Annotated in this window: 19 protein-coding genes; 3 read left to right on the plus strand and 16 right to left on the minus strand. The window is 46.7% G+C overall.

The genetic code is table 11. From position 1 onward, the window contains the following. Positions 1–28: 28 nt before the first annotated feature. On the minus strand, positions 29–1,552 hold the full coding sequence (locus tag DW915_RS10200; protein ID WP_055220885.1) for a lipopolysaccharide biosynthesis protein: 1,524 nt from the start codon (positions 1,550–1,552) through the stop codon (positions 29–31). A 196-nt stretch (positions 1,553–1,748) separates the two neighbouring features. On the opposite strand from DW915_RS10200, the gene DW915_RS10205 reads away from it, so the two are divergent. Continuing rightward, on the plus strand, positions 1,749–3,164 hold the full coding sequence (locus DW915_RS10205; RefSeq protein ID WP_158565045.1) for a DUF4832 domain-containing protein: 1,416 nt from the start codon (positions 1,749–1,751) through the stop codon (positions 3,162–3,164). Here DW915_RS10205 and DW915_RS10210 read toward each other — a convergent pair. The 11 genes from DW915_RS10210 to DW915_RS10260 are packed head-to-tail and all read right to left on the minus strand — an operon-like array spanning position 3,156 to position 17,574. Beyond that, positions 3,156–4,538: a DUF4832 domain-containing protein gene (locus DW915_RS10210; RefSeq protein ID WP_055220888.1), complete on the minus strand. Its 1,383-nt coding sequence runs from the start codon at positions 4,536–4,538 to the stop codon at positions 3,156–3,158. The two genes, DW915_RS10205 and DW915_RS10210, sit on opposite strands and share 9 nt — an antisense overlap. Beyond that, complete coding sequence (locus DW915_RS10215) at positions 4,483–5,301, minus strand: glycosyltransferase family 2 protein (RefSeq protein ID WP_022461099.1); 819 nt, start codon at positions 5,299–5,301, stop codon at positions 4,483–4,485. Before DW915_RS10215 ends, DW915_RS10210 begins: the two co-directional genes overlap by 56 nt. Before the next feature lie 13 nt (positions 5,302–5,314). Beyond that, positions 5,315–6,517 carry a glycosyltransferase gene (locus DW915_RS10220; RefSeq protein ID WP_022461100.1) on the minus strand — a complete coding sequence of 401 codons (1,203 nt, stop codon included), beginning with the start codon at positions 6,515–6,517 and terminating at the stop codon, positions 5,315–5,317. Between the two features lie 23 nt (positions 6,518–6,540). Then, complete coding sequence (locus DW915_RS10225) at positions 6,541–6,924, minus strand: DUF2304 domain-containing protein (protein WP_055220892.1); 384 nt, start codon at positions 6,922–6,924, stop codon at positions 6,541–6,543. Further along, on the minus strand, positions 6,925–8,391 hold the full coding sequence (gene pelG, locus DW915_RS10230; protein ID WP_022461102.1) for an exopolysaccharide Pel transporter PelG: 1,467 nt from the start codon (positions 8,389–8,391) through the stop codon (positions 6,925–6,927). Between the two features lie 34 nt (positions 8,392–8,425). Next, positions 8,426–9,889 carry a GT4 family glycosyltransferase PelF gene (pelF, locus tag DW915_RS10235; protein WP_022461103.1) on the minus strand — a complete coding sequence of 488 codons (1,464 nt, stop codon included), beginning with the start codon at positions 9,887–9,889 and terminating at the stop codon, positions 8,426–8,428. Then, complete coding sequence (locus DW915_RS10240; protein WP_055220894.1) at positions 9,886–11,754, minus strand: DUF2194 domain-containing protein; 1,869 nt, start codon at positions 11,752–11,754, stop codon at positions 9,886–9,888. Before DW915_RS10240 ends, pelF begins: the two co-directional genes overlap by 4 nt. Positions 11,755–11,756: 2 nt before the next feature. After that, positions 11,757–14,102, minus strand: a complete 2,346-nt coding sequence (locus DW915_RS10245) for a hypothetical protein (RefSeq protein ID WP_117813386.1) — start codon at positions 14,100–14,102, stop codon at positions 11,757–11,759. A gap of 40 nt (positions 14,103–14,142) precedes the next feature. Further along, positions 14,143–15,099 carry a hypothetical protein gene (locus tag DW915_RS10250; RefSeq protein ID WP_022461106.1) on the minus strand — a complete coding sequence of 319 codons (957 nt, stop codon included), beginning with the start codon at positions 15,097–15,099 and terminating at the stop codon, positions 14,143–14,145. Further along, complete coding sequence (locus DW915_RS10255) at positions 15,096–17,276, minus strand: NAD-dependent epimerase/dehydratase family protein (protein ID WP_118742072.1); 2,181 nt, start codon at positions 17,274–17,276, stop codon at positions 15,096–15,098. Before DW915_RS10255 ends, DW915_RS10250 begins: the two co-directional genes overlap by 4 nt. 28 nt (positions 17,277–17,304) lie before the next feature. Then, complete coding sequence (locus tag DW915_RS10260) at positions 17,305–17,574, minus strand: PqqD family protein (protein ID WP_022461108.1); 270 nt, start codon at positions 17,572–17,574, stop codon at positions 17,305–17,307. A gap of 217 nt (positions 17,575–17,791) precedes the next feature. On the opposite strand from DW915_RS10260, the gene DW915_RS10265 reads away from it, so the two are divergent. Beyond that, positions 17,792–18,988 (plus strand): nucleotidyltransferase domain-containing protein, encoded by a 1,197-nt coding sequence (locus DW915_RS10265; RefSeq protein ID WP_022461109.1) that lies wholly within the window; start codon positions 17,792–17,794, stop codon positions 18,986–18,988. A 118-nt stretch (positions 18,989–19,106) separates the two neighbouring features. On the opposite strand, the gene DW915_RS10270 is transcribed toward DW915_RS10265, so the two are convergent. Then, on the minus strand, positions 19,107–20,081 hold the full coding sequence (locus DW915_RS10270) for a cell wall hydrolase (protein ID WP_118719473.1): 975 nt from the start codon (positions 20,079–20,081) through the stop codon (positions 19,107–19,109). Positions 20,082–20,643: 562 nt separating this feature from the next. Here DW915_RS10270 and DW915_RS10275 point away from each other — a divergent pair. After that, on the plus strand, positions 20,644–21,771 hold the full coding sequence (locus DW915_RS10275; protein WP_055220897.1) for a hypothetical protein: 1,128 nt from the start codon (positions 20,644–20,646) through the stop codon (positions 21,769–21,771). A gap of 89 nt (positions 21,772–21,860) precedes the next feature. Here DW915_RS10275 and DW915_RS10280 read toward each other — a convergent pair whose 3' ends face one another. The 3 genes from DW915_RS10280 to DW915_RS10290 form a co-directional block, all read right to left on the minus strand. Then, entirely contained in the window at positions 21,861–22,586 is a 726-nt protein-coding gene (locus tag DW915_RS10280) for a glycosyltransferase family 2 protein (RefSeq protein ID WP_118697406.1), read from the minus strand. Between the two features lie 98 nt (positions 22,587–22,684). After that, positions 22,685–23,614: a nucleotidyltransferase family protein gene (locus DW915_RS10285; RefSeq protein ID WP_118742073.1), complete on the minus strand. Its 930-nt coding sequence runs from the start codon at positions 23,612–23,614 to the stop codon at positions 22,685–22,687. A 15-nt stretch (positions 23,615–23,629) separates the two neighbouring features. Further along, entirely contained in the window at positions 23,630–24,889 is a 1,260-nt protein-coding gene (locus tag DW915_RS10290; protein WP_117761289.1) for a M20/M25/M40 family metallo-hydrolase, read from the minus strand. Positions 24,890–24,900 lie beyond the last annotated feature (11 nt).

The following is a 24,900-nucleotide window of genomic DNA, read 5'->3' on the forward strand; positions in this document are numbered from 1 at the left end:
CAAAATGCACAGAGAAATTTCTATTGCATCAGGCTTTTCGCATTCCCTTCACCATGGTTACAATGCTCTGAAGTCTCCAGCCTCTTCCAAAGATCACCAGATCCAGCAGCAGCGGAATCGCAATACACAGGAGAAAGCAGACGCAGAACAGAAGCATACCGCCTGCTCCGTATATCAGTGGTACGATTTTCTGCATCAGCAGAACTTCGCCCGCTATGACTGCCAGATACTCTCCGATATCCTGCGCATACCGCAGCGCCTCTCCCGGCATCTCGAGGAAATCCCGGAAATAAATGATATACCGATACAAGATCTGCAGCAGATAAGACAGTAAGGTTCCAAGCAGAACGCCTGCCATCCCATACGGTTTTACAAGTGCCAGTGACACGATCAGATTAAGAAGTGCGGAGGATGCTCCGACATTTTTCTCTTTTTCAAACAGTCCCGTCACGCCCATCACAAGGCTGAGCGGCAATCCCATAATTCGAACCAGCAATACTACAATACAAAAAACAGTAATTCCCCAGCCAAGTTCGTAGGAAGGACCAAGCCAGATATCACGGACAAATGGTGTAATCAGAGAAAACAGGCCAACCGATACAACCGACGCAATGCAGAAAAAGCCAAAGGTCAATTGCCGCAGAATCTCATAATTTCTCTGACGATTTTTTTCTGTAAAATAATCTCCGACCGTCGGCTGGATCGTATTCGCAAGGATCGTGAGAATATTGCTGATCGCCTGCGTAATCATACAGTAATTTGCATATCGTCCTACCGTACCGACCCCGATAAAACCGGAAATAATCAGGTTGTCCGTGCAATACAGCATTTTTTCTGAAATTCTGGAAATAAACAGGCTTTTCAGATCTCTTACAATTCTTTTCGTCAGAGACGATGTGCTCTTTTCTTTTCTCCGCTGGCGCAAAAACGGATATTTCTGCTCCACATACCAGCTGATCCAGATATTCAGCACGACTTCCGTTACGGTTCCAATACCAAGCGCCAGCAGATAATTCTGTTCCCATGTAACCAGCAGAATAATCGCCAGATAGCTGACCACATTTAAAATCAGTCCGGTGATGCTTGCAATGTATTCTTTCTGATCCGCAATCAGCAACGACTTCCGGTACGTTAAAAGATAAGAAAGAACGGTTCGAACCAGCCACATCGCATACAGAACGCGGATATAGGATAACGAATAACTGTTATTTTTCATAAAAAGGTGGATGAACGGCAGAACCGCCATTCCCGCCGCAAATACAAGAACAGCAAAGACGTGATATGCCTTTCGGTAAAGATTCATCAGCGATGCAATCTCTGCCTCATCCTTTCTTGCAAGCGCGCCATACAAATGGTAAACGATTGCCGTGGATATGCCAAGCTCCGTCACGGAAAGGATATTGATGACATTGGAAATAACACCATTCATTCCAACCAGCTCCGCGCCCATGTACAGGTTCATGGCACGCTGGCTGAAAAAGCCGAGGATCAGAAGCGCAAACTGTGAAAGCATACTGAAAAAACTGTTTCGGAATAAATTTTTAATGCGCATAAGTTCCTCCTTCTTCTCGTTTTTATAACATGCTACGCGGGTAAACAGTTCCGTAATTTTACATCACTCTTATTTTCCACTGTTTTCATGGATTTTGTAACATTAAAATGGTATCATATATCTAATACCTGCTATCGTTGCTGCCGTTTCCAGATACCTGTGAATGGCAGTATCCCTTTTGGAAAGGCTTTCCTTTATGAAAACAAATAGAAAAAAATCATTTTCTTATCTTCTGTTTTTTCTTCTGCTTCTGGTATTCCTTGCACTGTTCGCATTTCTTGGTATCCGTTCTTTTTATCGTGCGAATTACATGCCGGAACCATGCACAGAATCCGCAGACGAGTTATCCAATCCATACATTGGATTTTATCACATGTATGGCTATGTTCTTGGAAGCGATTCGCTCTCGAATCTTCCTGCCGCCTCTGATTCCGACGCCAAAAACAGGCAGGGAATTGTCATGCTGGAAGTGAATCTGCAGAATTTTTCAAACGAAGATCTCTCCGATTCAGCTCTTTCCCAGCTTGATACCATTCTCTCTGCCTGGCAGAGACATGGCAGTCAGGTGATCTTACGTTTTCTCTACGACTGGGATGGAAAAGCAATGGAAACAGAGCCGCAAAGTCTGGAGCAAATTCTGCGTCACATGGACCAGACAGCTGAAGTTGTAAATCGCTACACGGACTGTGTTTTTCTGATGCAGGGCATTTTTGTCGGAAACTGCGGGGAAATGAACAATTCTCACTACATGTCCGATGAGGACTGTACTACCCTGATGCACCATCTGGCAGAGGTAACGGATCCTTCGGTTTTTCTGTCTGTCCGCACACCGGTACAGAGGCGGAAAATTCTGGATTCCTCCGAACGGCCGACAAAGGAAACAGCTTTTGATGGTTCGCTTTCCTCCCGGCTTGGACTGTTTAACGATGGTATGCTCGGAACGGCCAACGATACCGGCACTTATGGTGATACCGCTGCCTCCGCAGACACTTACCGTTCCGCCTGGGTTCGTGAGGATGAGCTTTCCTTCCAGAATGAACTCTGCAATTTCGTCCCAAACGGCGGCGAGGTCACTCTGGATAACCCATTGAATGATCTCGCACATGCCATTCAGGATTTATCGCGCATGCATGTCTCCTATCTGAATTCGGAACACGATCCCGCGGTTCTGGATAAATGGAAAGCAGCTGCTTACAAAGACAAAGCTTCCGTTTTTAACGGATTGTCCGGCTATGATTATATCGAGCGTCATCTGGGATACCGCTATGTCATCCAGGACACTGCTTTGGATTCGTCTGATTTTCAGATACGGCTGGAAAATGTTGGTTTTTCTGTCTGCTATCGAAAACTGGATTTACAGCTCACCCTGGTTTCTTCCGATGGTGAGGTTTTCTCATTTCCCATCTCTTCGGATTCCAGATTCTGGATACCGGGGACTACTGCAGAGCTCTCTATTTCTCTCCCGCTTGCGAGACTCACCAAAGGCAGTTATACGGTATATTTCCAGATGACGGATCCTGTTCTGCAAAGGGAAATTTTGCCCGCAAACACATTTTCTCATGATACGCATGGATTTTCGATTGGTACGCTCGAAATCAGCAAATTATATTAAAACAATCGGGTCAATTTTGAAAATTCCCAAAAAGGGGCGTCCCTGTTTTTCTCCCTGATTGGCAAATGAAATAGTTCTTCCATCCCGCCTGCGGTACAGCGCCAGATACAGTTTCTGTTCTTCTGGTTCTGCTAATTCCGCAGGCAGTTTTATTTTCTGGCAAAGAGTGGTTTTTTCTCCGCTCTTCCAGAGTCTCGCATCTGTTGCAATCTGTATTTTTTTCTGAAGCGTTCCGTTTCTTTCCAGCTCCAGATAACAGTCTGCCTCTTCGGTCAGTTCTGCAAATCCTTTGTTTTCCAGTGTAATCTGAAGTTCTTCCCTTTCCGAAACAAACTCCACACCTTCCACAACAAACCGATAGCCGAGACGTTTTCCAATTGCCTCCAGGCCGCTTTCGTCCTCGACCGTTTCTGCTTTCCATTGTTCCAGCCGTCGTAAATCATACGTACTGTTCAGATAGGAAATATGCATTCTTTCGAGATCCGCCATTGCTTTTGGGGCCGAGACGAAAGGAGCCGGTTCTGCCCCACTTCCCCATATGGCCTCTCCGCCGCAAAATTTTCCGCACATTTCGTTTTTCTGCCATTCCAGTTCTTCTTCCCGGCTGCAGATTTTCTGTCCCGGTGTTTCCGGTGACAGTGTGCCATACGTTCCAAGATCCGTTTCCGATCCGAATATCCCATCGTTAAACAGAGTCAGTTTTTTCTTTTCCTGCTCCGTCCATCCCAAAGTCAGTTCCCGCCACTGCGCCGGTTTCCGCACTGCAACCGGGCAGGCGCCGTCCACTGCTTTTATCATGGTATCGGTCAGGGTTCGAAAGGCATCCGGGGTCAGATAACGGGAACCGTGCATTTCGCCCCAGTTCCCGATCAGAATTCCCTGTACTGCAAAAATATCGTCCGCATATTCCCGAATGACTTCTCCGATCTGCTGCATATGTTCTTCCACCAGACGGATACTGCCCGGCTCTTTCTCCAGTCCTTTTCCCTCAAGATCATAGGAAAACCGCAGGATCATTCCTTTTCTTTTCTCCCGAAAAAATGCCAGAATCCTTCGAATCCATTCCAGAGACGGTTCTGAAATCGGCTTGTCCCGGAATGCTCCGATATCAATTCTGAGAAGGACAAGTTCTTCCTCTTCACAGGCGATGTAGAGCGGTTCCCCGGTTTGCGCCGCGTTGAAAGTATATAAATGATACCAGCCACACCCGGGATTCTGTATCGCTTTCCTGCTTTCCTGAAGTATCGCTTTCTGGAAAAGCTCTTTTTTATCCTGTTTTCCCCGCAGTTCTGGAAATTCTTTCTTTTCTGCCCTGCCTTTAGCTTCTCTTCCCTTCTGCCAGCTCAGGATACTTTTTATCTTCTCTCTCCACATCAATCCGTCCTGCTCCTGCATCCATTTTCAATACCTTACACCGGAAAATCACAGCCAGGACACTGTAAAACATCCGCATCATATACCAGATTGGCTTCAAACCAGAATGCATGCTTTTCCCCGAAGTCCGAGCATGCATAACAGCTGGAATCTCCACAACTTTAAAATCAAGAAGCAGCATCTGAGTAATCATATTAGTATCCGGATATTTATCATCGAAATGATTATATTTGGAATAGTATAAAACAGCTTTCCGGCTTAAACCCTGCAGTCCGGTTGTCGGATCCGCAATTTTCCGTCCAGTTGCCAAATACAGCATTTTTCGAAACAGGACAAATGCCATTTTTTTTGCAAAGGAAACTTCAAACTCTGTACTCCCCTTCATGAAACGGGATCCAAGCACAATGTCCGGCGTTCTTCCATCATCATCTTTTTCCTTTAATCTCTGGTAAATTTTCGGGATATTGCACACATCGTGCTGCCCATCCGCATCCATCTGAATAACATAAGAATAGCCCCTTCGGATTGCATATTTATATCCAAGCTGCAGCCCACTGCCATATCCCAGATTAAAAACATGAGTAACCACCGCACAGCCATATTCCTTCGCCAGCCAGTTGGTATTGTCAGAAGAAGCATCGTTCATGACCAGCACATCAACAATATCTGCTATCTCCGGCTGCGCCAGCTGTTTCATGACCTTTTCTATATTTTTTTCCTCGTTGTATGCCGGAATAATCAGCAGTACCTCTTTTTGTCTCATATGTATGTCCGCCTCATTTCATTAGATTCAGCAGTTTCCAGATTTCCTCTGTCTGACCGTTCATTTTCTGTTTTGCCGCTGCTGCAAGCCGTTCCCGTTTCTTCGGATCATCCAGCAGTTCTTCTACTTTTTCGGCAATGCCTTCCGGTGTCAGCGTACAGAGAAGACCATCTTCCCCGTCCACAATCTGCTCTCTGTTTCCCGCACAGTCCGATGCAATCACAGCACAGCCAAGTGTCTGCGCTTCCTGGATGGCGATGCTTTTTCCTTCAAACCGTGTTGCATGAACGTAGAGATCACACTGTGCATAATAAGGAAACAGATTCTCTTTTGCACCCGGCAGCTGGAAATCTTCCTGCAGGCCAAGCTCTGCAATCTGCTTTTCGAGCGCATTTCTCTCGGATCCCTCTCCCAGTACATACCATCGCGCCTCATAGCCATCTTCGCGGATCTTTTTCATGGCCGGAATTGCGATGTCATATGCTTTCTGATAGGCCAGTCTTCCGACAGTTAAGATTCGAATTCCTGTATAGGAATCTGAAAAACCGCCCGGCAGCTGCGCCTCACGCGCAATCCGGTCTGTATCGAGAATATTGTGAAAAACCTGCACTTTCTTCTCATATTCCGGATAAAATTCCAGAAAATGACGGCGCGTCTCCTGCGAAACGGTAAAGATCTGATCCATCTTTTCGTAGCAGTCCCGATCCATTTCCCTTGTATAACCGGAATTGCCGTATGCAATATGGACAAAGGCAGCTTTTTTCTTAGCATTCACATGATCGGCAACGTAATAAGCAGAACCGCCTTCCAGGTAAGCAACCGCCAGATCGAAGGTTTCCGAAAATCGGTCTGCTCCATCCGAAATTACACGCCAGAGCAGCTTGTCCGGCTGAATGTTTCCAGTTTTTTTCATTCGGAAAAAATTTTGTATCACATATTGCATTTTCTTTATGGTGCGACCATGGCGGAAAAACGCCAGAAAAGATGTCTGTATCAGTTTTCTCCGCCCCGCACCGGACAGCACAGAAGCGGTACAGATTTTCTTATTTTTCACATGTACCCTCTGCGGTACCTGGGAAATCATTTCACCCTGCCCCAAAAGTACGTAAAGTGAAATTTCATATTCCTCCGCATCCAGGCGGCGCAAAAGTTCCAGCAGCGCTGTTTCCGCTCCCGCCCGGCCAAGGGTGTTGATCACAAACAAAATTTTCTTCATTCGTTCTTCCTTCTTCTATTCCCTTATAACTCTCTTGCATTTTTGCCCGTCAGTTTTTCCAGTTCTCTCAGAATTCTTTCATTCTCCTGGTTCAAAAGAGAAACCAGAATCGCCAGTTCCTGGTTTTTCATTAACAGGGAAGAGATCTGAATTGTCATCTGGTAAACGCCCCACAGAACCAGAAGCGCTGTGATCAGAAGAACAACGAGGCTCCCAAGCCCGATCCGGCTGCTCCATCCGGAAAATCTCGGAACCGCTCCGCTTAAGATTGCTGCAATTCCAAGCAGTTCCCAGGTAACTGCCAGGTTTACGGTCAGCTTCTTTTTCGCATGAAGCACGAAGGTAACGATCATAATTCCAATTCCCATCAAAATAACGCAAGCTTTTACAATTGCTGCTGTGCTCATTTACGCTTCCTCCTTCTGCTCTTGCTCTGCTTTTCTTTCATAAACCATACCGGATGGCCGTTTCCCCTTTCCCTGAGGAATCAGATTTCCACGGCAAAAGACATGTCTGTCCATGTTTTTTTCTACCCATCGCAGTCTCGCATATGCCACACTCCATCCTGCAAATGCTCCTGCTATGACCCCGGCGCCATACCAGATCACCGGTAAATGTGTTGCAATCAGACTGCCAATCCATGTCACCAGGCAAAACACGATCGCTGTCCAGATTGCCCCTGTCAGATCGTCAAAATAATACAGGAAGATAATTTCCGCATACATCAGAAACAGAATAAAATATCCAACCGCAAGTGACGGATAAATTTTCAGTGTCATACCGGAAAATCCCTCCCCTGGTAGCAGAATAACACAGATCAGATAAACCACAACAGAAATGATAAACTGTAACCGCGCCAGTGTCATCAGTTCACTGGAAAGCTGACGGAACATCCGTTTCTTCGCATTGTCAATATCGGCGCCTTTTCCGCCGATGACTGCCTCCGAGTACAGTTTATATTTTTCGTGAAAGTTCATCTCCACACGCGCAATAAAGATGATCGTTGCGGAAATGTTGGTAAACATGGCGAGACAGGATGCCATATCGTATGGCTGGTTACATACGAAACTTTTTGCAATCTCCATCCGCATATCCGTTGTCCAGAACACAAAATTGTGAATGTATAACCCAAGGATATACAAAAAGTTTGTAAAAATCAATTTCCAATATTTCCTAAAATACTGCAGTACCGGCCGGTAATGATTGCTATTTCGCACAAAATACCGGCGGATCAGCGCATTTTCCAGCGTTGCCGTCACAAAAAATCCGATCGTCAGAGAAAACAGCATACTCCATGTTGTCTCCCACTTCAGAATAAAGTGTAAAATCAGGGCAAGGACAAATGCCACCAGCATGCCGAAGAAAAAATACTGTGAAATCCGTTGATAATCTTTGCAAATAGAAAGATAAATCATCGAGTAAAAAACAAGCACCAGACTGATATAACCGCAAAAGCCACAGAATACATATGCGGTTGGTACCTTTCCCACAAAATGTTCCCAGAGACAGAACGGAATCCCCAACAGACAGCTGAGACCAATGTTCAGAAGCATACCAATATGATAGCAGGGTAAAATATCCTGATACCGCTCTTCGTAGATCACATCAGACATATAGCGGGACAGCACCGCATTAAACGGGGACGCCGTCAGAAGAGAAAAGATAAAGGTATAAAGAATCGTGCAGGAAAACAGCTCTCTTGTCACATATCCCACACTGGCAAAATCCAGCAGATATTCCATTAAAATCAGATTGATAATGATGACAAACATGGGCGCAACCGTCACTACGGTGCTGTAGAAAAATCCAACCAGATTTGTCGTAAGTGTATTTTTTTCAAAAATCCGATTCAGCCGAACTCCGATTCCTGCCATATCCTCTTCCTCCTTTTTTGTGCCTGCTCCGGTTTTACTTTTCCTTATCCGGCAGTTTTACCGATTCTTCCTTCCACTCCAGCCCCATCTGTTCTGCGAAATCCCGGTAAATCTCCCAGTATGTTTTCTGCATATATTCTACTCTATATTTCTCCATCACACGGCGATAGCCGGTCTCTCCCATTTCCAGGCGCATTTTTTCATTTGCCGCCATATCCAGCATCGCCTGCGCGATTTCTTCAATATTCATGATATGCGTGACAATTCCGGCCGCACCGAAATCATCACTTTCCCCGTAAATCAGTCCATAGCAGTTTCCGACATCCGTTGCAATCACCGGCTTATGCGCCGCATAGCTTTCCAGAATGGTCAGCGGCTGTCCCTCACTTATGCTGGTCAGAATGGTCACATCCATTCTTCCAAGATAATCGCGGATATTGATTCTTCCGGTAAAAACAACATCCGGGATTTCCATATCCGAGACAAGCTGGAAACACTCCTCGGCATATTCCCGGTCTTCTTCCCATGGTCCCATAATCCAGAGTTTCAGACGGTCATCTTTTTCTTTCGCAAAACCAAATGCCTGAATCATCGTTTTGACATCTTTAATCGGGGTCACACGCAGTACCGCACCGATGTTGATTTTTCCTTCATCTTCTTCCGTTTTCCCCGGAATATTCTGCAGATTTTCCACACGGATTCCGTTTGGCGTGACCATGGTTTTTTCGATCGGGCAGCCAAGTTCGATCTGCAGTTCCCGTGCATGTTCAAACAGTGATGTAATGAGCGTCCCTTCGTTGTACGCCAGCTTTGACATTTTTCGAAACTGATCGATCCAGATATTTTTATAGATTCCTTCTACCCATTTGGCTTTGATCAGTTCTTCTTCCCGCTCTCTGGTGTAAATTCCGTGCTCAGAAATCAGGAGACGGCTGCCGTAGAAGTGTTTTGCCATGGCACCAAGAACCCCCGCATAACCGGTTGCAACACAGTGGTACAAATCGGCACGCGGTATTTCCGTCTGCATGGTGAGAAACAGCGGCAGATAAATCGAACGCATCGTCCACAGGAAATCAGAAAAGACAATCTGACTGTATTTCAGATTATAGCAGTCTCTGACCGCATTCAGAAAATCCTCCCCCATCAGTAGCGCATTCAGGGAAACATTTTCTTTCTGGAAAAGGTCAAACAAAACATCCCACTCGATGTCCTGATCCAGAATCAGACTGCGCAGTGCCTGATACTGTTCTTTTTTCAGCCGTTTTCTGTGCAGTTTCTTGCTGCCGCTCCAGTCCACATCGTCAAGATAAAGTTCATAGACCGCAGACACATTTTTCGGCAATTCATAGGCATATTTTCCCCGCTGGGAACGATTTGCCGCAATTGCAAGAATCACAAATTCCGTTTCCGGAAACAGCTGGATCAGGCTGTGTACCCAGCTTGAAACACCTCCTACGACGAAAGGGTAGCATCCTTCCGCAACAATGCAGACTCTCATTCGTTTTTCGCCCCTTTCTCATAGTAATACCGTTGATCCGATGCTCCAAGCGTAATCCTTACCTCACTTTGCTCTGCGCGAATCAGCCACGCGGAATCTTCAAGTTTTTCTGCTGTTCCGCCTGTAACTTTTCTGACATCTTCATTGTGCGTGCGAAGAACATAATACGCTGTTTCATCGGTTCCTGTTGTCCTTAATGTGATGGCATTGTCTTCTCTGTCATCTTCATAACGGGAATTCAGAAATGTCCGGATTCTGGTGTCACATTCCGATACGGTCGTGCCGTCAAAACCGGAGAATAGCTTCCAGTACGTAGAAAGATTCGCCGCAAATTCCTTGCCGATATTTTCCCAGCGATCCTCTTCTGTTTTCGGATAAAGAATAGCATCCAAATCCAGCAGAACACTGGTATATCCAAGTGCAGATTCCACACTCTTTACTTTCATCCAGGAACGGTATGTAAATTGCTCCTCTTCTTCCGATATCACTTTCTGGCTTGTAACCTGATCGTTCTGATATCTTACAATATCCCCCTCGGTATCCTTGGCTTTTACAACCGTACGAATCTGTTCAAGAACAGGCTGCTGCAATGCTTTTTCCATTTCTTCATCCGTCTGTTCTCCAGCGTAAAAAGAAGAAAAAGCAAACGTATTCAATTTTTTTTGCATGAACTCCTGATCTTCCTGCAGTTTCTGTATCACATCCGTTTCTGACTCACAAGTACCGGAAAGCCCTGTTTCCCCTTTTTGCTCATTAATCAGTTTCACATAATAGTTCAGCATACTGCCATCTGGTTTTGTTGTACTGCTGTAATCAAGCTTCGGCGCCAGCATACAGGTCAGTCCGAGATGATTCTTTTCATAAACAGAAGCAAAAGAGGGCCAGATGATATCACGGTTAACAGCTGTTGCTGTGTTGCCGTAAATCTCCTGCATCTGTGCTGTATTTTCCTCTGTCAGAACCGGAAAATTAGCAGCAATCAGATTCTGTGCATTTACGACCGGGTAAATCAGATAATCTCTTGTCTCGTAAAGCATTCCGGTCAGGATTCCAAGTCCCGTTTCATCCTCCATATAATCTCCGTTTACTGCAAAAACATAGGCATTTCCCGTACTTTTTCGCCAGATTGCAACGGGATGTTCCTGCACTTTTAAGGTACTGTCTTCCGGAATACCTTTCATATAAGCTTTCGTACCACCTGCCAGTTTAAACCACGGAAAAGTCAGTTCAAGATCCTGCATCTTTTTCTCTTCCTGTTTCTTCGCCTCATAAATGTTTTCTCCGCCAAGCATCAGATTCGCATACAAATCCATTCCCTTCACCGTTACCTGATCTGCTGTAATTTTTTTGATGCCAAGCAATTCCATGAATTTCTGATTCTTTTTTATCACAGAAACATCAGGCAGATTTGCAAATACAAGATGAATCCCCTGTTCTGTACATTTTTGCAGTTCCACGGTATCCTTTACGGTTGTCCAGTCTATATTTTCCGAATTCACAATCACCATTTCCGGCAGCCTGGTATCTTTTTTCTCCATTGCTTTCTCATATTTTGTTATCGATGAATAGACTGCTGACTCATATTTCATATACCGGCACCATTCCTGAACAACGGTACCGATAGAGTCGCTCTTTTCTGCTCCGATATAAACAATGGTTCCCCTGCTGCCCTCTATGTTAATCTGATCGGAAGCATCCACTGCTCCAAATGCTCCGCTTCCATCCGCTAACGTTTCTTTATCCTTCGCATATGCATTTGTATCGTAATAGTTCAGCTTTTCTCTTGCCACATTCAATCCCTGGAATAAGAAAAGAACGATCGCCATAATGATTGTAATTGCTACAAAATTTCTACGCGAAACCATCTCTATTCTTCCTCGCTTCCTGCCTTTGGCGTTGGATTGTTATATCCGTAATCAATTGCAAAATTGTACGGACTGTTTACGTTCTGCTGTACACGATAACAAATAAAACTGTCTGTTTCATAATAGACTTCCATCTCGTCTGGATAAAGTTCTTTAAATTTCTGTGTCCAGTAATAAATATGGCACATCGTATACCACCGGTTTTCTGCAAAATACGGTTCAATTCCGCCTGCTGACGGAAGGGATGCTTCTGCTCCCTCCACGGTTACTTCTTTGTGGTTGGTACTTCCCGCATAATCAATTGGAATTTTTTCCACAAAAAAATATACATTCTGTGTCGGCATAATGATCTCCGGATTTTTTTCCAGATCCTGCAGTTCACGCAGAAAAGTAATGGTCTCATAATGGTAGCCGTAAAACTCCGTCATTCGAAGTTCATCATCGGCAGAGCAGATGGTCCAGGTGAAATTCCTGTTTTCTTTTAAAATATTGGTAACGCAGGCAATCGCTCCATTATCTTCCAGAGCGTCTACAACAATCGGCTTTCTCAGAAGACCATTTGATATCACAGCAGAAACCGCTATGACTAAAGTAAGGATAGATGCAACATTGCTGACCCATCTTTTCTTCCACCATCGTATCAGGAGATGTACGATGGCATCTGCTCCCAGCGTCCATGAAAAACAAACCGAATAGCAAAGGAAAATGCTGCAGCGGTTTGGATCCATCAATGCCGGCAAATGCAGCAGGGATGCACATTGCAGACAGCACATACAGAGCAGATAAAAGGCAGTGGAAAAAATCACTCCCGCAAAATCAATCTCCCGTAAAAGCACCATCAAACTTCCAAGCGCAGCCAAAAGCACAATACTTCCCAGGGTAATTTCCACAATATATGGTTTTACATTCATCACATTTACGCGAATGCTGCTTCGAACTGCTGCAAATTTTTCTTTTAAACGTTCCTTTAATGGCTTCTGCTGCTCCTTCGCTTGTTCTGCCAGTTTCTCTTCAGCCGCTTTTTTCAGCGCCTCGACCTGTGATGCACTGACTGTTGAGCCGCCATCCCTGTTTTCTGTCCCCTCACTTTCCGAAATGGTGCTCAGCTCTGTATTTTCCACCAGAGAATCTGTCGCTTCCGTTTCATCATCCTTTCCTCCATTGATAACACTTAATCCCCAGTACAGGGATCCCTGCAGTCCTTTTCCCATCGCAACACCCGCCGCCATGGGCAGTACAGAAAGCAGCACACTCAGGATTCCCGTTGCCATAATTCTGCGGAAATACTTCCACCGGGCAAACCGGAAACAAAAGCCGACTGCAACGCCAATGCAAAACAGCCCGGCGATCATCGTGCTGTAAAAGTGGATCGTCAGCGTAAGCGAAAATCCAATGGCAAACTGGATCAGATACCAACGGCAGTTTTGATCCAGTTCTTTTTTTTCATTCTCTTCTGCCTTCTGCTCTTTTGCAAATTCCTGAAAAAAACGGATCGCCATGCAGACAGACGTCAGAATAAAGATCATACTGAATTCCTGCGGCAGCGCACCTTCAAATCTTGCATACGTATTCCGGTTAAAAATATCCATCACATAGAACAGCACGCCAAGATATGGAGTAAATCTTCCCTTGCACACCATTTTCAGCGCCACAACCATTGCCAGATATACAAAATATGTCTGCACTACGCCAAAGATCCGCAGCAAGACATACGTTTTGATCCCAAACACCATATGCAGATAATAAATCACGATGTGAAATCCATACGGGTACACACCTGCAACCCAGATGTTGTTCCGATCCAGCTCATTGATCCAGTAGTTGTGTACCGGGATATCACTGGCTTTATAACCGTAAGCTTCGATCATATTCGGCCCATAGACATACGTAATTGCCGCAATCGCGGCCCCCATCACAGCAAGCTCCAGCAGCACATTCAGCCATTGCTTTCTTTTTCCACGGAAAAACCGCCTGTAAATGGTCCCTCGCAGCTGCACAAGCGAAGTTTTCTTTCCACGTTCTCCACTCAGCAGACGCTCTACATTCTCCAGAACCCACTCGATCACACCTGGAATCTTACTTCTTCTTTTCCAGATCCACACCAGAAGAAACGGCCCCACGGTGCCTGCCGTCAGTGTCACACGATTGCTGATATGAAGAAACTGCAGCAGATATACCAGATAGATGATATAAAAATTTCCCGCAAAAAAATATCCGGTCAGCTGTTCCGCAGCAGAAAAACGGCGGAACCGCTTCCGGAGTACCAGCCATGGGAGGAACAAAGTTACAATGCCATATGCCGCGACAATTTCCAGAAACTGTAAAATTGTAAGCCATTTCATTGTCATAATCTCTGTTCCTCCTTTCTGCTTTTCTTTTTCTTCCTGCTTAACTGAAAATCCGGATCAGCTCCAGCGTCTCATTATCAATAATAATATCAGACTCTTTCAGTTCCTGCAAAACTTCGAAGAATTTCTCTTTTTCCCCCATTGTGAAATACAGTTTTAACCGGCAGGTATACGCTGCCAGCGCATTTCCGTGCTGCCGTGCCAGACGCATACACCACTTTTCGGTTTCCGGAATTTTTTTTAAATCCAGAAGTTTCAGGCACAGTCCCTCGTACCGGTCTGCCGTAATTCGTGCACCGTTTTTCTGGTACAGCGATTCGGCCGCTTCTTCCAGCATATTGACATACTTGGTCTGCTCCATTGTTGTAAAAATTTTCTGACTTAAAATTCGATTCATATAATCGATCAGCATTTCTTCACATTCTGTTTCCGTCTCTGTTTCCTGCTGCATCTGCGTGTACATTTTCTGCACATTGGACCGGAAATCGTTCAGCTCATCCCGCAATACCGAGGCCGCATAATGGGATGTCTCAGAATCTTCGCTGTTCAGTGCCATGGTAATGGATTCCAGGGATTTTTGCATATCTCCGCGGATCACATTCAGCATCAGCATACGCATATTCCGCTTGTCACTGACGGCAAGCGATTCTTCCAGCGGCGCCATGTTGCGCTCCCGCTCCTCGTCCGCTTTCAGATGTGTCTGCACACGTTCCTTGCTGAAAATAACATCTTCCAGATCGACCGCCTGGCGGAATACCGTCTTGTAAATCAGATAACTGCACAGAAAAAATGCCGGACCGACGACCGGGCAGAGAACCATGACGATAAAACGAATAAAAAATGCTCTCCGATTGTCGTACTGAATCTCCTCCCCCTGCTCTCTTTTCAGATCACACGCCGGAACATAAAGGAAAATTCCAACCAGCAGATACACAAGCGCAATCAGAGCATTCACGATCCACAGGATCACAAACGCCAGTGTTCCGTTTATGCTCATGCGGCCACCTCCCCATTTGCAATTGTACTCTCATATCCAGCTTCTGCAAAACGAGTAATAACACCCAGCGCATTCTTTTCCTCTGTATCCGAAAGCAATACATACAGGCCGCCATCCAGCATTCCGACGTAATCGGTCTGTCGCAGTTTCTTTCCGAGCACCTCTGCTGCTTCCAGATATTTTTCTTCTCCGCAGGTAATCTTTACCAGGGAACATTCTGTCAGTCCATTCCGCTTTGCCTCAAAAAACGCACTTACCAGCTGTGTAAATGCCTCTTTTTCCAAAATGCTGCTGTTGCCCAGATAACGGTGCTCCCGGAGTGCTTCCAGATAACGGTTTGCACGGACAACCGCATTCTGAATCAGATAGCTGATGACCGTCAGACGATTGGACTCGGCCAGGTTCATGCGGTCCCACGGAAGTCCCCACAGCATCAGAATGATCTGCATTTCATCCTCCGCATAAATGGCCTGCGCCATCAGCGGATAGCGCTCATCCATCGTCTTGTTGATGAATACGCGGCGTTCTTTCAGATCCGTATACATCGCTTCCATCTCCGGGTAGCGGATGGAATTTCCCAGCTTTCTGGCCGTCGGCGAAGTAAAGGAAAAGAGACGCGCATACGACTGGTTGGCAACGGTGTAAACCGCCACATCCTCCGTATTCATCAGCTTGGAAATCGTCTGTGCTGCATAGAAAAGCACCTCATAGGCACCGTATTGATCCAGTGACGATGTAATTTCATAAATTTTTCCAAGACTGTCCTTCTGGTTGACAAGCTGCAGTTCAAAAATCTGTTTCATCCGCACATTGCTGTCGTTGATCTCAGTCATATCGCCAAGCTGTCCGTGCAGATAGCTGATCTCCTCCTGATCGTCCTTTTTGATATGATGAATCTGGTCACGCATGTAACCGACTACCATGCCCAGGATAAAAAGCTGCGCCATCCAGATATACGTACTGTAATCCATCAGCACTTCCAGACCGCTCTGGTTATACATCTGGCGGAAACAGTAGCCAGCCGTCGCCAGAAGCGCTGAGAAGATCGCCTGCTGCTGTCCATACACAATCGCAAACAAAAGCACATACAAAAGATACGCATCCAGCTTTGCAAAATACTGGCTGCCGACCGCACGGTTATGAATCATAAAGAACGGGATAAAACAGATCAGGTTTTCCAGATACGGAGCCAGCATGCGGAAAATCCGCACCAGCAGTCTCCAGACCCGGTTGCCCCATCCGGCGCCCGTATCTTCTCTCTGTAAAAAGGAACTGCTGTATTTCTTCATATACTCTACAACAGCTTTTACGCCTTCTTCGTATGGGACAAAAATTTTTCCGTCAAATTCTTTCCTGTACCGTCTGCCATCCAGCACCAGGCGATAGCCCTCTCCGACGGTATCATCCCGAATCGTCGTTCCGTCTCCCGCATTCTGCTGAATCAGCTCTGCCAGTTTCATCTGACTGATGACCTCGCCGGAAGAAATGTGATACAGCGGATATTTCGGATGCTCTGCCATCATCACGCGGTACGCAAACTCCACCGCATCGCTCTGATAAATCATGGAAAAAACATTTCGGCTGTTTGCTGCAATCTGATTGGTTTTCAGCATTTTCAGCATCATCTGGAAACATGGGTTATTGTCGGCCTTTCCTTTCCGTGGAATATCATACATATGATCGAAGCGCAGAACCCGCGTGTCCATCTCTCTGGTGTCACGATAGCTTTTGCAGATATTTTCTCCCTGCAAAATCGCCATTGCCTGAAAGCTTTTGGACGATGCCGGTTCCGTTTCGTGGATATCGCTGCTGTAAGACCGGCCATAAACAACTTCGGAAGACAGGTACACAAAACGACCATTTTGTTTAAATGCATACGCCGAAAGAAGGTTCGTCAGATCTGCGGTGTAACGGACCGACTCTCTTCTGGCATCACTCCAGTCATAGTTGGTATCGTAAGCTCCGAGAAAAATAACAAGATCCGGGTTTACATTGGTAAAAATTTCCCGCACGCTCTCGCTGTCGTAGGGGAAATTATACCGTTCGAAGACGCGGCGGTACTTTCCTCTTCCATCCCGCTTTCCGGTCAGCAGATATGTCTTATGTCCGTCTTTTTCCATTTTGGTGATCAGAGCATCCATCAGTCTGCTCTCGCCGCCGACTAAAAATACTATCATACGCTACCTCGCCGTTTTCGTAGATTTTTCAAACACGCTCCAGGATACCATAGTTTCGGAATGTTTCCAGCACTGCGTTTACGTCCTCCTGCACTTCCTCCGCCGGCATATCGTAAGCTTTTCCGAGCCGTTTTGCAATCTCTTTTGCAGATACGGCATCGCCGGTCTGCTCGTAAATAAAAGCTGCTGTTTCACTCAGTGTGAGTACCTGATTCATCTTTTCCGCCGTCGCCCCATATGGAATCAGAACATATTCGTCTGCAATCTGTCTGAGTACAAAATCACCTTTTCTGGTCATTTTTATCTCCATTCTTCTGCGTCTTGCTTTTCTTTCTTACCTCAGAGAAAAACAAGGATACTAATAGTTCTATTATAGCCCTACCCAATTGCATTGTAAACTTTATTTTGCTTTTTATTGATATCTGTAATAAAGTTTTATTTCTCTGCACTTTCTTTTTCCATTTTGTGATATACTAAAACATATTTGAAAAATCTTTTCCCCAAAGGAGTATCTTATGCAGCCGCTTGATGCCGTTTATTTACAGATTTTAAAAAATTTATGCACGGATTTGTCCGAACCGGTCCCGCTTGATGGTGTGGATCCGTCCGCCTTATACCGTCTGGCCGAAAAACACTGTTCGCTTCCGTTTCTTCTGCCATATTTTGAACAGCAGCCGCAGTTTTCTGCTCTCAAACAGCAGACGAAGCAGATGCTGCTCTCCTATTATCAGCTGGAACATTTTACACGCCTTACTTTTTCGCTCCTCCTTGCGGAGAAGATTCCCTGCTTTCTCTTAAAGGGCATCAGTCTCGCCGCCAATTATCCCATTCCCGAATATCGGAAGCTGGGAGATCTGGATCTTTATATTCCCGAAAAAGATGCTTTTTCCCGTGCCTGCCGGATTCTTAACGCTCATGGCTACACGGAGGAGCCGGAGGAGAGCGATCACCATGTCACCTACCGCTTCACTTTTCCCGAGACTGGCCGCTCCTTTACGCTGGAACTCCATTACCGCATCGTCGGTATTTATCAGTTTTCCCGGGCCAATGAACTGGTGGACGAAATTTTTTCCGCCAGTCATCTGAAACCATCTTTCGTGGAACTCTACGGTCAGACCTATCCGGTACTGCCGCCAACGGAAAATGTGTTTTACATGCTGCATCACATGCTCAAGCATTACCTCTACAGCGGTTTTGGCAGCCGTCTGCTCTGCGATTTCACTCTGTATCTGGAACGTTATGCCTCCGAGGTTAATTTTGAAAAAATCCACTTCTGGTGCCGGGAATCGAAAATTTTTCATCTGTATGAGCTGATTCTGGAATCCTGCCGTATTTATTTCGGTCTTTCTGCCTCCATTGATCCGCAGGTTCACTGCTCTGCCTCTGACTGTGCCATTTTTCTGGAAAAAATTCTCGCAGACGGCGATTTCGGCAGTGATACACAGAGAAAAATTGTCAGCAGCGGTTCCTACCAGCACACCGGTATCCATGCCTGGTTCCACGAAGGCCATATTCAGATGAAGCTGCGGTTCCCAAAGCTTCATAAATGCGTACTTCTCTGGCCGGTTCTCTGGGTCATCACATTTTTCTGTTTCCTGTCCAACACCTACCGTATCCGCCACACGACACTGCGGCAGACGCTGGCAGACTTCCGGGCCGATAACCGGAAGACCAAGCTGTTAAAAATCTTCGACAACAACGATTTGCAATAAAACGAAAAACGAGTAAGCGAACGTCTCCCCTGTTCACTTACTCGTTTTTCTGTTCTGTCAATCTATGGGAATGCGTCTTCCCTCTGCCTATCCCCTTGCAAAGGTTCCACGCCTGTTTTTAATAAAAATGCTGATATCCGATCTGAATTCCGCTGCCGTAGCCGCTGTTGAAATACAGGCATCCGCCAACCGGGCTCTCACCTGCAAGTGCAGCCTGTGCAGCTGCGTAACAGTCACTTCTCGCTCCGCGTGCGAGCACACTCTGGAAAGTTCCGGTCGCAACCGGTGTAAACTGTCCACTCTGATAAATAACGCCGGAAATGCTGTTCGGGAAGGAACCGCTGTTGACACGGTTTACTACAACCGCTCCGACTGCCACCATTCCTGTGTAGCTCTCGCCGCCTGCCTCGCACTCGATCAGTGCTGCAAGCATTGCCACATCATTGCTGTCTGCGGAAATTACCGATGCACTGCCTGCTGTGGAGGCTGCTGCTGCGCTGCTTGCCGCACAGGCCTGTGATGCCTGGTATTCCTCCATGGAAACAGCACCTTTTAACTCCTCTGAAAGTGTCACATAGTCTCCATGAACGTATGCGCTGCTTCCGCTGTACTGGATCTGATACCAGTCAGCCTCTTCGCCGAATATGCTGACTTCACCATTCTGTGTCAGTGTTCCAACCTGCGCGGAATCTGTGGATGCTGCCTCACGGACACGAAGGCTGTCCGCCTGAACAACTCCGGTGATACCGCACATATTGCGGTAATGTGCTTTTGCCTCTTCCCCAAATACCAGATATTCATTCTTTATGTAGCCTTCTACACCATTGGAAGAGATCTTGCTCCACTCGTCTCCTTTTTCTGTTACAGTAACCGCATAGCCCGGCATCAGAACTCCGACGATCTCGGAATCTGCGTTTGCCTCGCTGCGGATGTTGACATATCCTTCTACGTTTGCTGCAGCCATTGTGCTCCAGTCTGTTTTATTTAAAATGGTTTCTTCCTTTGTCTCTGCTTTTACGGGTGCAGCCATGATGACAGTCAGTGTGAGCACGCTCCCCAGGATGCCCGGCACATAACTTTTTTTGAATGTCATACTTACCTCCTGAATAATTATTACGTTTTTGTTACATCTTGTTACAAACCGATTCTACCAGTGTTACATCTTTTTGTCAACTAGAATATTTCGACAACATTCCTGTCTTTTCCCATCGTTTTTTTCATAGAACCCACAATTTTTCACCACTTTTCCGCTTTTTTGACGAATTGGATCGGTTTTTATTCCCACTTTTTCTTCTGCATGCGGCCTGCCTGGAATACTTTTCCGTGTCTTGTTTCCTTCTTTTTATTTTGCTTTTGTTTCACATTCTGCCCTTTCTGCCCTCTTTTTCCGCAAATATTTTTTAAGAAATTGTGACAGTTCTTTTTCTATTTTTCGACATGCATTACAAACCTTTTCCACTTTTGACGCATTTTCAAATTTTCTTTTAACTTTTTATTTTTACATGACATTTCTTTCTACATATGGTATAATCTTTAAAAAGAAAGAAAATTTATATTTTATCAATTATTTTTCTTTCAATTTATACGTGAAACTTACCGCAGGAAAATAAAACAGATCGACATCAGAAACCGATCAGGTGAAAGGAGGATGTCATATGTTACACAGCACACAGACAACGAAAAAACACACAGGAAATTTGATTCTGAGATTCGGAATGGCAGGCCTCCTGGCGGCCGGATTATTTTTTTCCGCTCCGTATTCGGCAGCAGCCGAGACAGTTCCAAGTGCAGAAAATACAGACGCCGGTGAAATTACCATTCACTTCACCCATTACGATGCACAGGACCTGGAATTCTATCTGAACACCGATCAGGCGGCCCTTGCTTTTACCGATGCTGCCCTGACATTTCAGGATTCCACAATGGATGCGCCGGTCACCATGTCATATCTTTCCGATGATGGTTCCTATGTCCTGTATCAGAACAGCGAACCGGTCGAGGAAGTAAACGGAACGTTCTCCGTATCGATGGTTACGGAACCTGGCTACACACTGGATATGGATCAGATTTCCTTCTATGTTAATGGACAGGCCGTTTCCAATGGCGGTTCCGTTGTGATTACGGATTCTTCGGCGGCGATGACTTCTCTTGTTTACTGTACCGCAATCCCGGAAACACCGGCAACTGACCCGGAGCCATCTCTTCCAGAAGAGCCATCTGCACCGGAAGTTCCGGAAGAACCGGCCGCTCCAGAACCATCCGTTCCGGAACAGCCATCCGCACCGGCAGAAACCCCAACCGTGGTACAGCCATCTGCTTCGGAACAGCCGGCACAGGAAAATATTCTTCCGGAAACCGCAGCTCCTGCATCCAAAACCGCACCGGAACAGGTTCCTGCATCCGAACCGATCGCAGCAGAACCGATTGCCAGCGCAGTTGTTACAGAAGACGAAGAAGTTGATCTTTCCACCATCCACCCGGAAGTTACCGCATCCGCTGTTACTTCTTCCAGCCAGCTTCCAGCCGCAACGCAGATTGTACCATCTGTCAGAACAACAGACCCGGATGCACAGATTATTACTTCGGAAACTGCAGCTCTTGAAAATGCCGCACAGACCGAGAATACACAGACTGCACACACAGGAATCGGCTCCTGGTTCCATCAGCGAACAAATCAGATCCTCGCAGTCATGATCGCTGTGATCCTGCTTCTGATCCTGATCGAATCACTTCTGGCACTAAAGGATTCCATGAATCAGAAAAGATCGCATCGCTTCTATTAAAAATAAGGTCCATAATAAAAAATAAGCATACAAAAAGAAGGAACGTATCTCATGAAACATGGGATACGTTCCTTCTCTTATATTATTTTTTATCCTCTTTTTTTCGCAGCCGCTTTCTGAATCTCACAGAAATCGTGCAGCGCCTGACGGCCGATTTTTACAATTTTACGGATGTTGATGGAATTTGTTCCTCCCTGACGCGGCTTGAAGCTGATCGGGATGAAACGGATTTTCCGGTGAAAATACGCTCCGAAGGCAGTCAGCAGTGCGTTCGGCAGATTGTAGTTTTCCGGCATCAGCGGCAGATACTCGGCCACGTAGTCTGTTTTCATCAGACGGAACGGGGCATTTGCATCCGGCACGGATACGTGGAAATAGGTCCAGAGCACCGCGCACAGCACTTTTTCCACGACAGCGCGGGAAAAGCCGTCGCCGCGGCTTGTGCGGTTTCCGAAAATGGCGTCGTAGCCCTCGCGGATCTGCCAGAACTTTTCGAACTCCTCCGGATCGGTCTGACCGTCGGAATCGGTCTGGAAGATATAGTCCGCACCGTTTTCAAGTGCATAGCGGTAGCCGTACAGAACGGTGGAACCGTGGCCGCCGTTTGGCTTCGTCAGCACGGTGAGCAACGGGTGGGTTTCGCACTCTGCTGAAGCAATTTCATACGTATCGTCGCGGCTTCCGTCGTTGATGATCACAAGACGGGACGCACCGCCGCCGTTATGCTTCTCCACGACGGGACACCATTCCTCGATCGTTCTTTTGATATTTTCCGACTCATTATAGGCTGGTATTACAATATATAAGGTATCCATTGGTATTCTCCTTGCATTTCCTTCCATCCATTATACAGGATTTCTTTTCATTGCGAAAGATGCACTCATGGAGAAAATTTCCCAGTACCGTTCGTTTGTTATTCTTCCCACAGTTTCTGCGGATAACGGCCCTCGTCTTTTAATTTCTGCAGTGCTGCCATGACATTTTCTTTGTCTTCTTTGTACGTTACGCCGTACCAGTTATCATAGGAGCGGAGTACGGTGACTTCCGCTTTTTTCTCCTGCAGCAGTTCATCGACAACGAACGGCAGGAAGTATTCGCCTTTTAACGGGTTGGTTTTGTATACATTCTCGAGGAACGGCAGGAAGCGGCGTTTCAGCTCGATCAGAATGCTCGGTGTGAAGCCCCAGAGGTTCATGGAAACGATGGTTCCCTGCGACAGTCCGGTCCAGGTTGCGCCGTCATCCTCAGTGTATTCGGCCTGTCCGCCGTGGTTTTCGATTCTTGTGCGCTCATGAATGCCGACAAGGTGGTTCTGGTCGTCTGCGGTGCAGATGCCGCGGGCTACGTGGCCATTGTCGGTCAGGGTTTTGTACAGGTCGTAGGCAACCATCGCGTACTGATAGGTCGCGCCGTCCTGCTCGGTTGTCAGCTGGCGGTAGATCTCCTCGAATGCCGTTCTTCCATAATAATCATCGGAATTGATGACGGCGAACGGTGCGCCGTCGATGGCTTCTGCCGCACAGAGAATCGCATGACCGGTTCCCCACGGTTTGACGCGGCCTTCCGGCACTTCGTAGCCTTTCGGGAGAACGTCGAGTTCCTGGTAAACATACTCTACATCCATGTATTTCTCAATTCGCCTGCCGATGCCCTCGCGGAATGCCTCATCGATGGCTTTTTTGATGATAAAGATGACTTTCTCAAAGCCTGCCTGTTTTGCATCATAAATGGAAAAGTCGATAATCATATTTCCGTACGGGTCAACCGGATCAATCTGTTTTAATCCGCCGTAACGGCTTCCCATTCCTGCTGCCATGATGACTAATACTGGTTTTTTGCTCATGATGTTCTCTCCTTTTTATTCTCCAAAATAAACTTTTAATCTCTCCGCAAAGTCTGCCGGGATTTCTCTTTCAAATGGAAATGGTTCTGCATCCGCCAGATACTCGGCGATTTCGCCCAGGACACCGGCGCTCCGGTTCAGTGACCAGGCGGAGATCCAGTCGATCGTATCGTGGCAGGTGTGCATGCCGAAACCATCGCGGTTCAGCGTCATCGCCGGGATGCCCTTCCATGCGAAGGTGTTGGAATCGCTGCTCCAGATGTTGTTGATGAGCGATACGCCTTTGTCCGCCTGTTTTAAGTGCTCCATGATCACGTCGCATGCCTCTTTCGTTGCTGCCACGCCAAGCACGGTTCCGCCGATGGCCTGTCCGGCGAGGTCGACGTTCATGTTGAAGCGGTGCTGCGCCAGCTCGGCTTCATGCGCTTTCACATACGCCCGGCTTCCGCAGAGACCCAGCTCCTCCGCGCCGAACCAGATGCATTCCAGTGTCCGTTTCGGGCGGTTTTCGGCGAAGTAGTGTGCCAGCTCCATGATGATCGCTGCGCCCGCCATGTTGTCGTATGCACCAGGTCCCTGCGGAACGGAATCGTAATGAGCCGTCAGCGTCAGGATTTCCTCTGGCTGCTCGGTTCCCGGGATGCGCAGGATGATATTTTTCGACGTTCTCCTGATTTTTTTCTGCTGTAAAACGAGGCGTGCACGGCTCGCTCCCCGTTCTACCAGTTCCATCACATCAAGATAATGAATGACGGCGCACGGCAGTTTCGGATTTTTTACGCCGCGCAGGGTGCGGTAGTCCGGCAGACGGTCCTCGTCTTTGTCCAGCGGCGTTCCGGTCAGGATCAGAAATCCGACGGCTCCTGCTTTTTCCAGTTTTTCATAGTTTTCTGCATTGGCACCGCCGTTGATCAGGACGATTTTCCCTTCTGCATGGGAAAGGCTGACTGGGTCGCCGTTTTCTACGTAGAGGAATGGTGCCTCCACGCCTTCCGGAGCGGTATTGGCTGCCGCGAAGCAGCCGCGGACGGTGTATGTTTTCTCATATGGCTCTGTGACCGTAAAGACAGCTTCGTCAACCTGCCATGTCTCAATCTCGAACGGCTCGCGGCGGATCTGCAATTCGCCCTGCCCCCATTTTTCTGCGATTTCAGAAAGTTCTTTTTCGATCCGGCAGGCTGCTTTTTCTTCGCCTTCCGTTCCGGCTTCGCGGATGTAGTTAAACTGGCTGATGAACGCATACTGCCGCTGGCCGCTGATGGTATTTGCTTTCATAATAATGTTAT

Source organism: Blautia sp. AM42-2, assembly GCF_003480245.1.
GTDB lineage: Bacteria > Bacillota > Clostridia > Lachnospirales > Lachnospiraceae > Fusicatenibacter > Fusicatenibacter saccharivorans.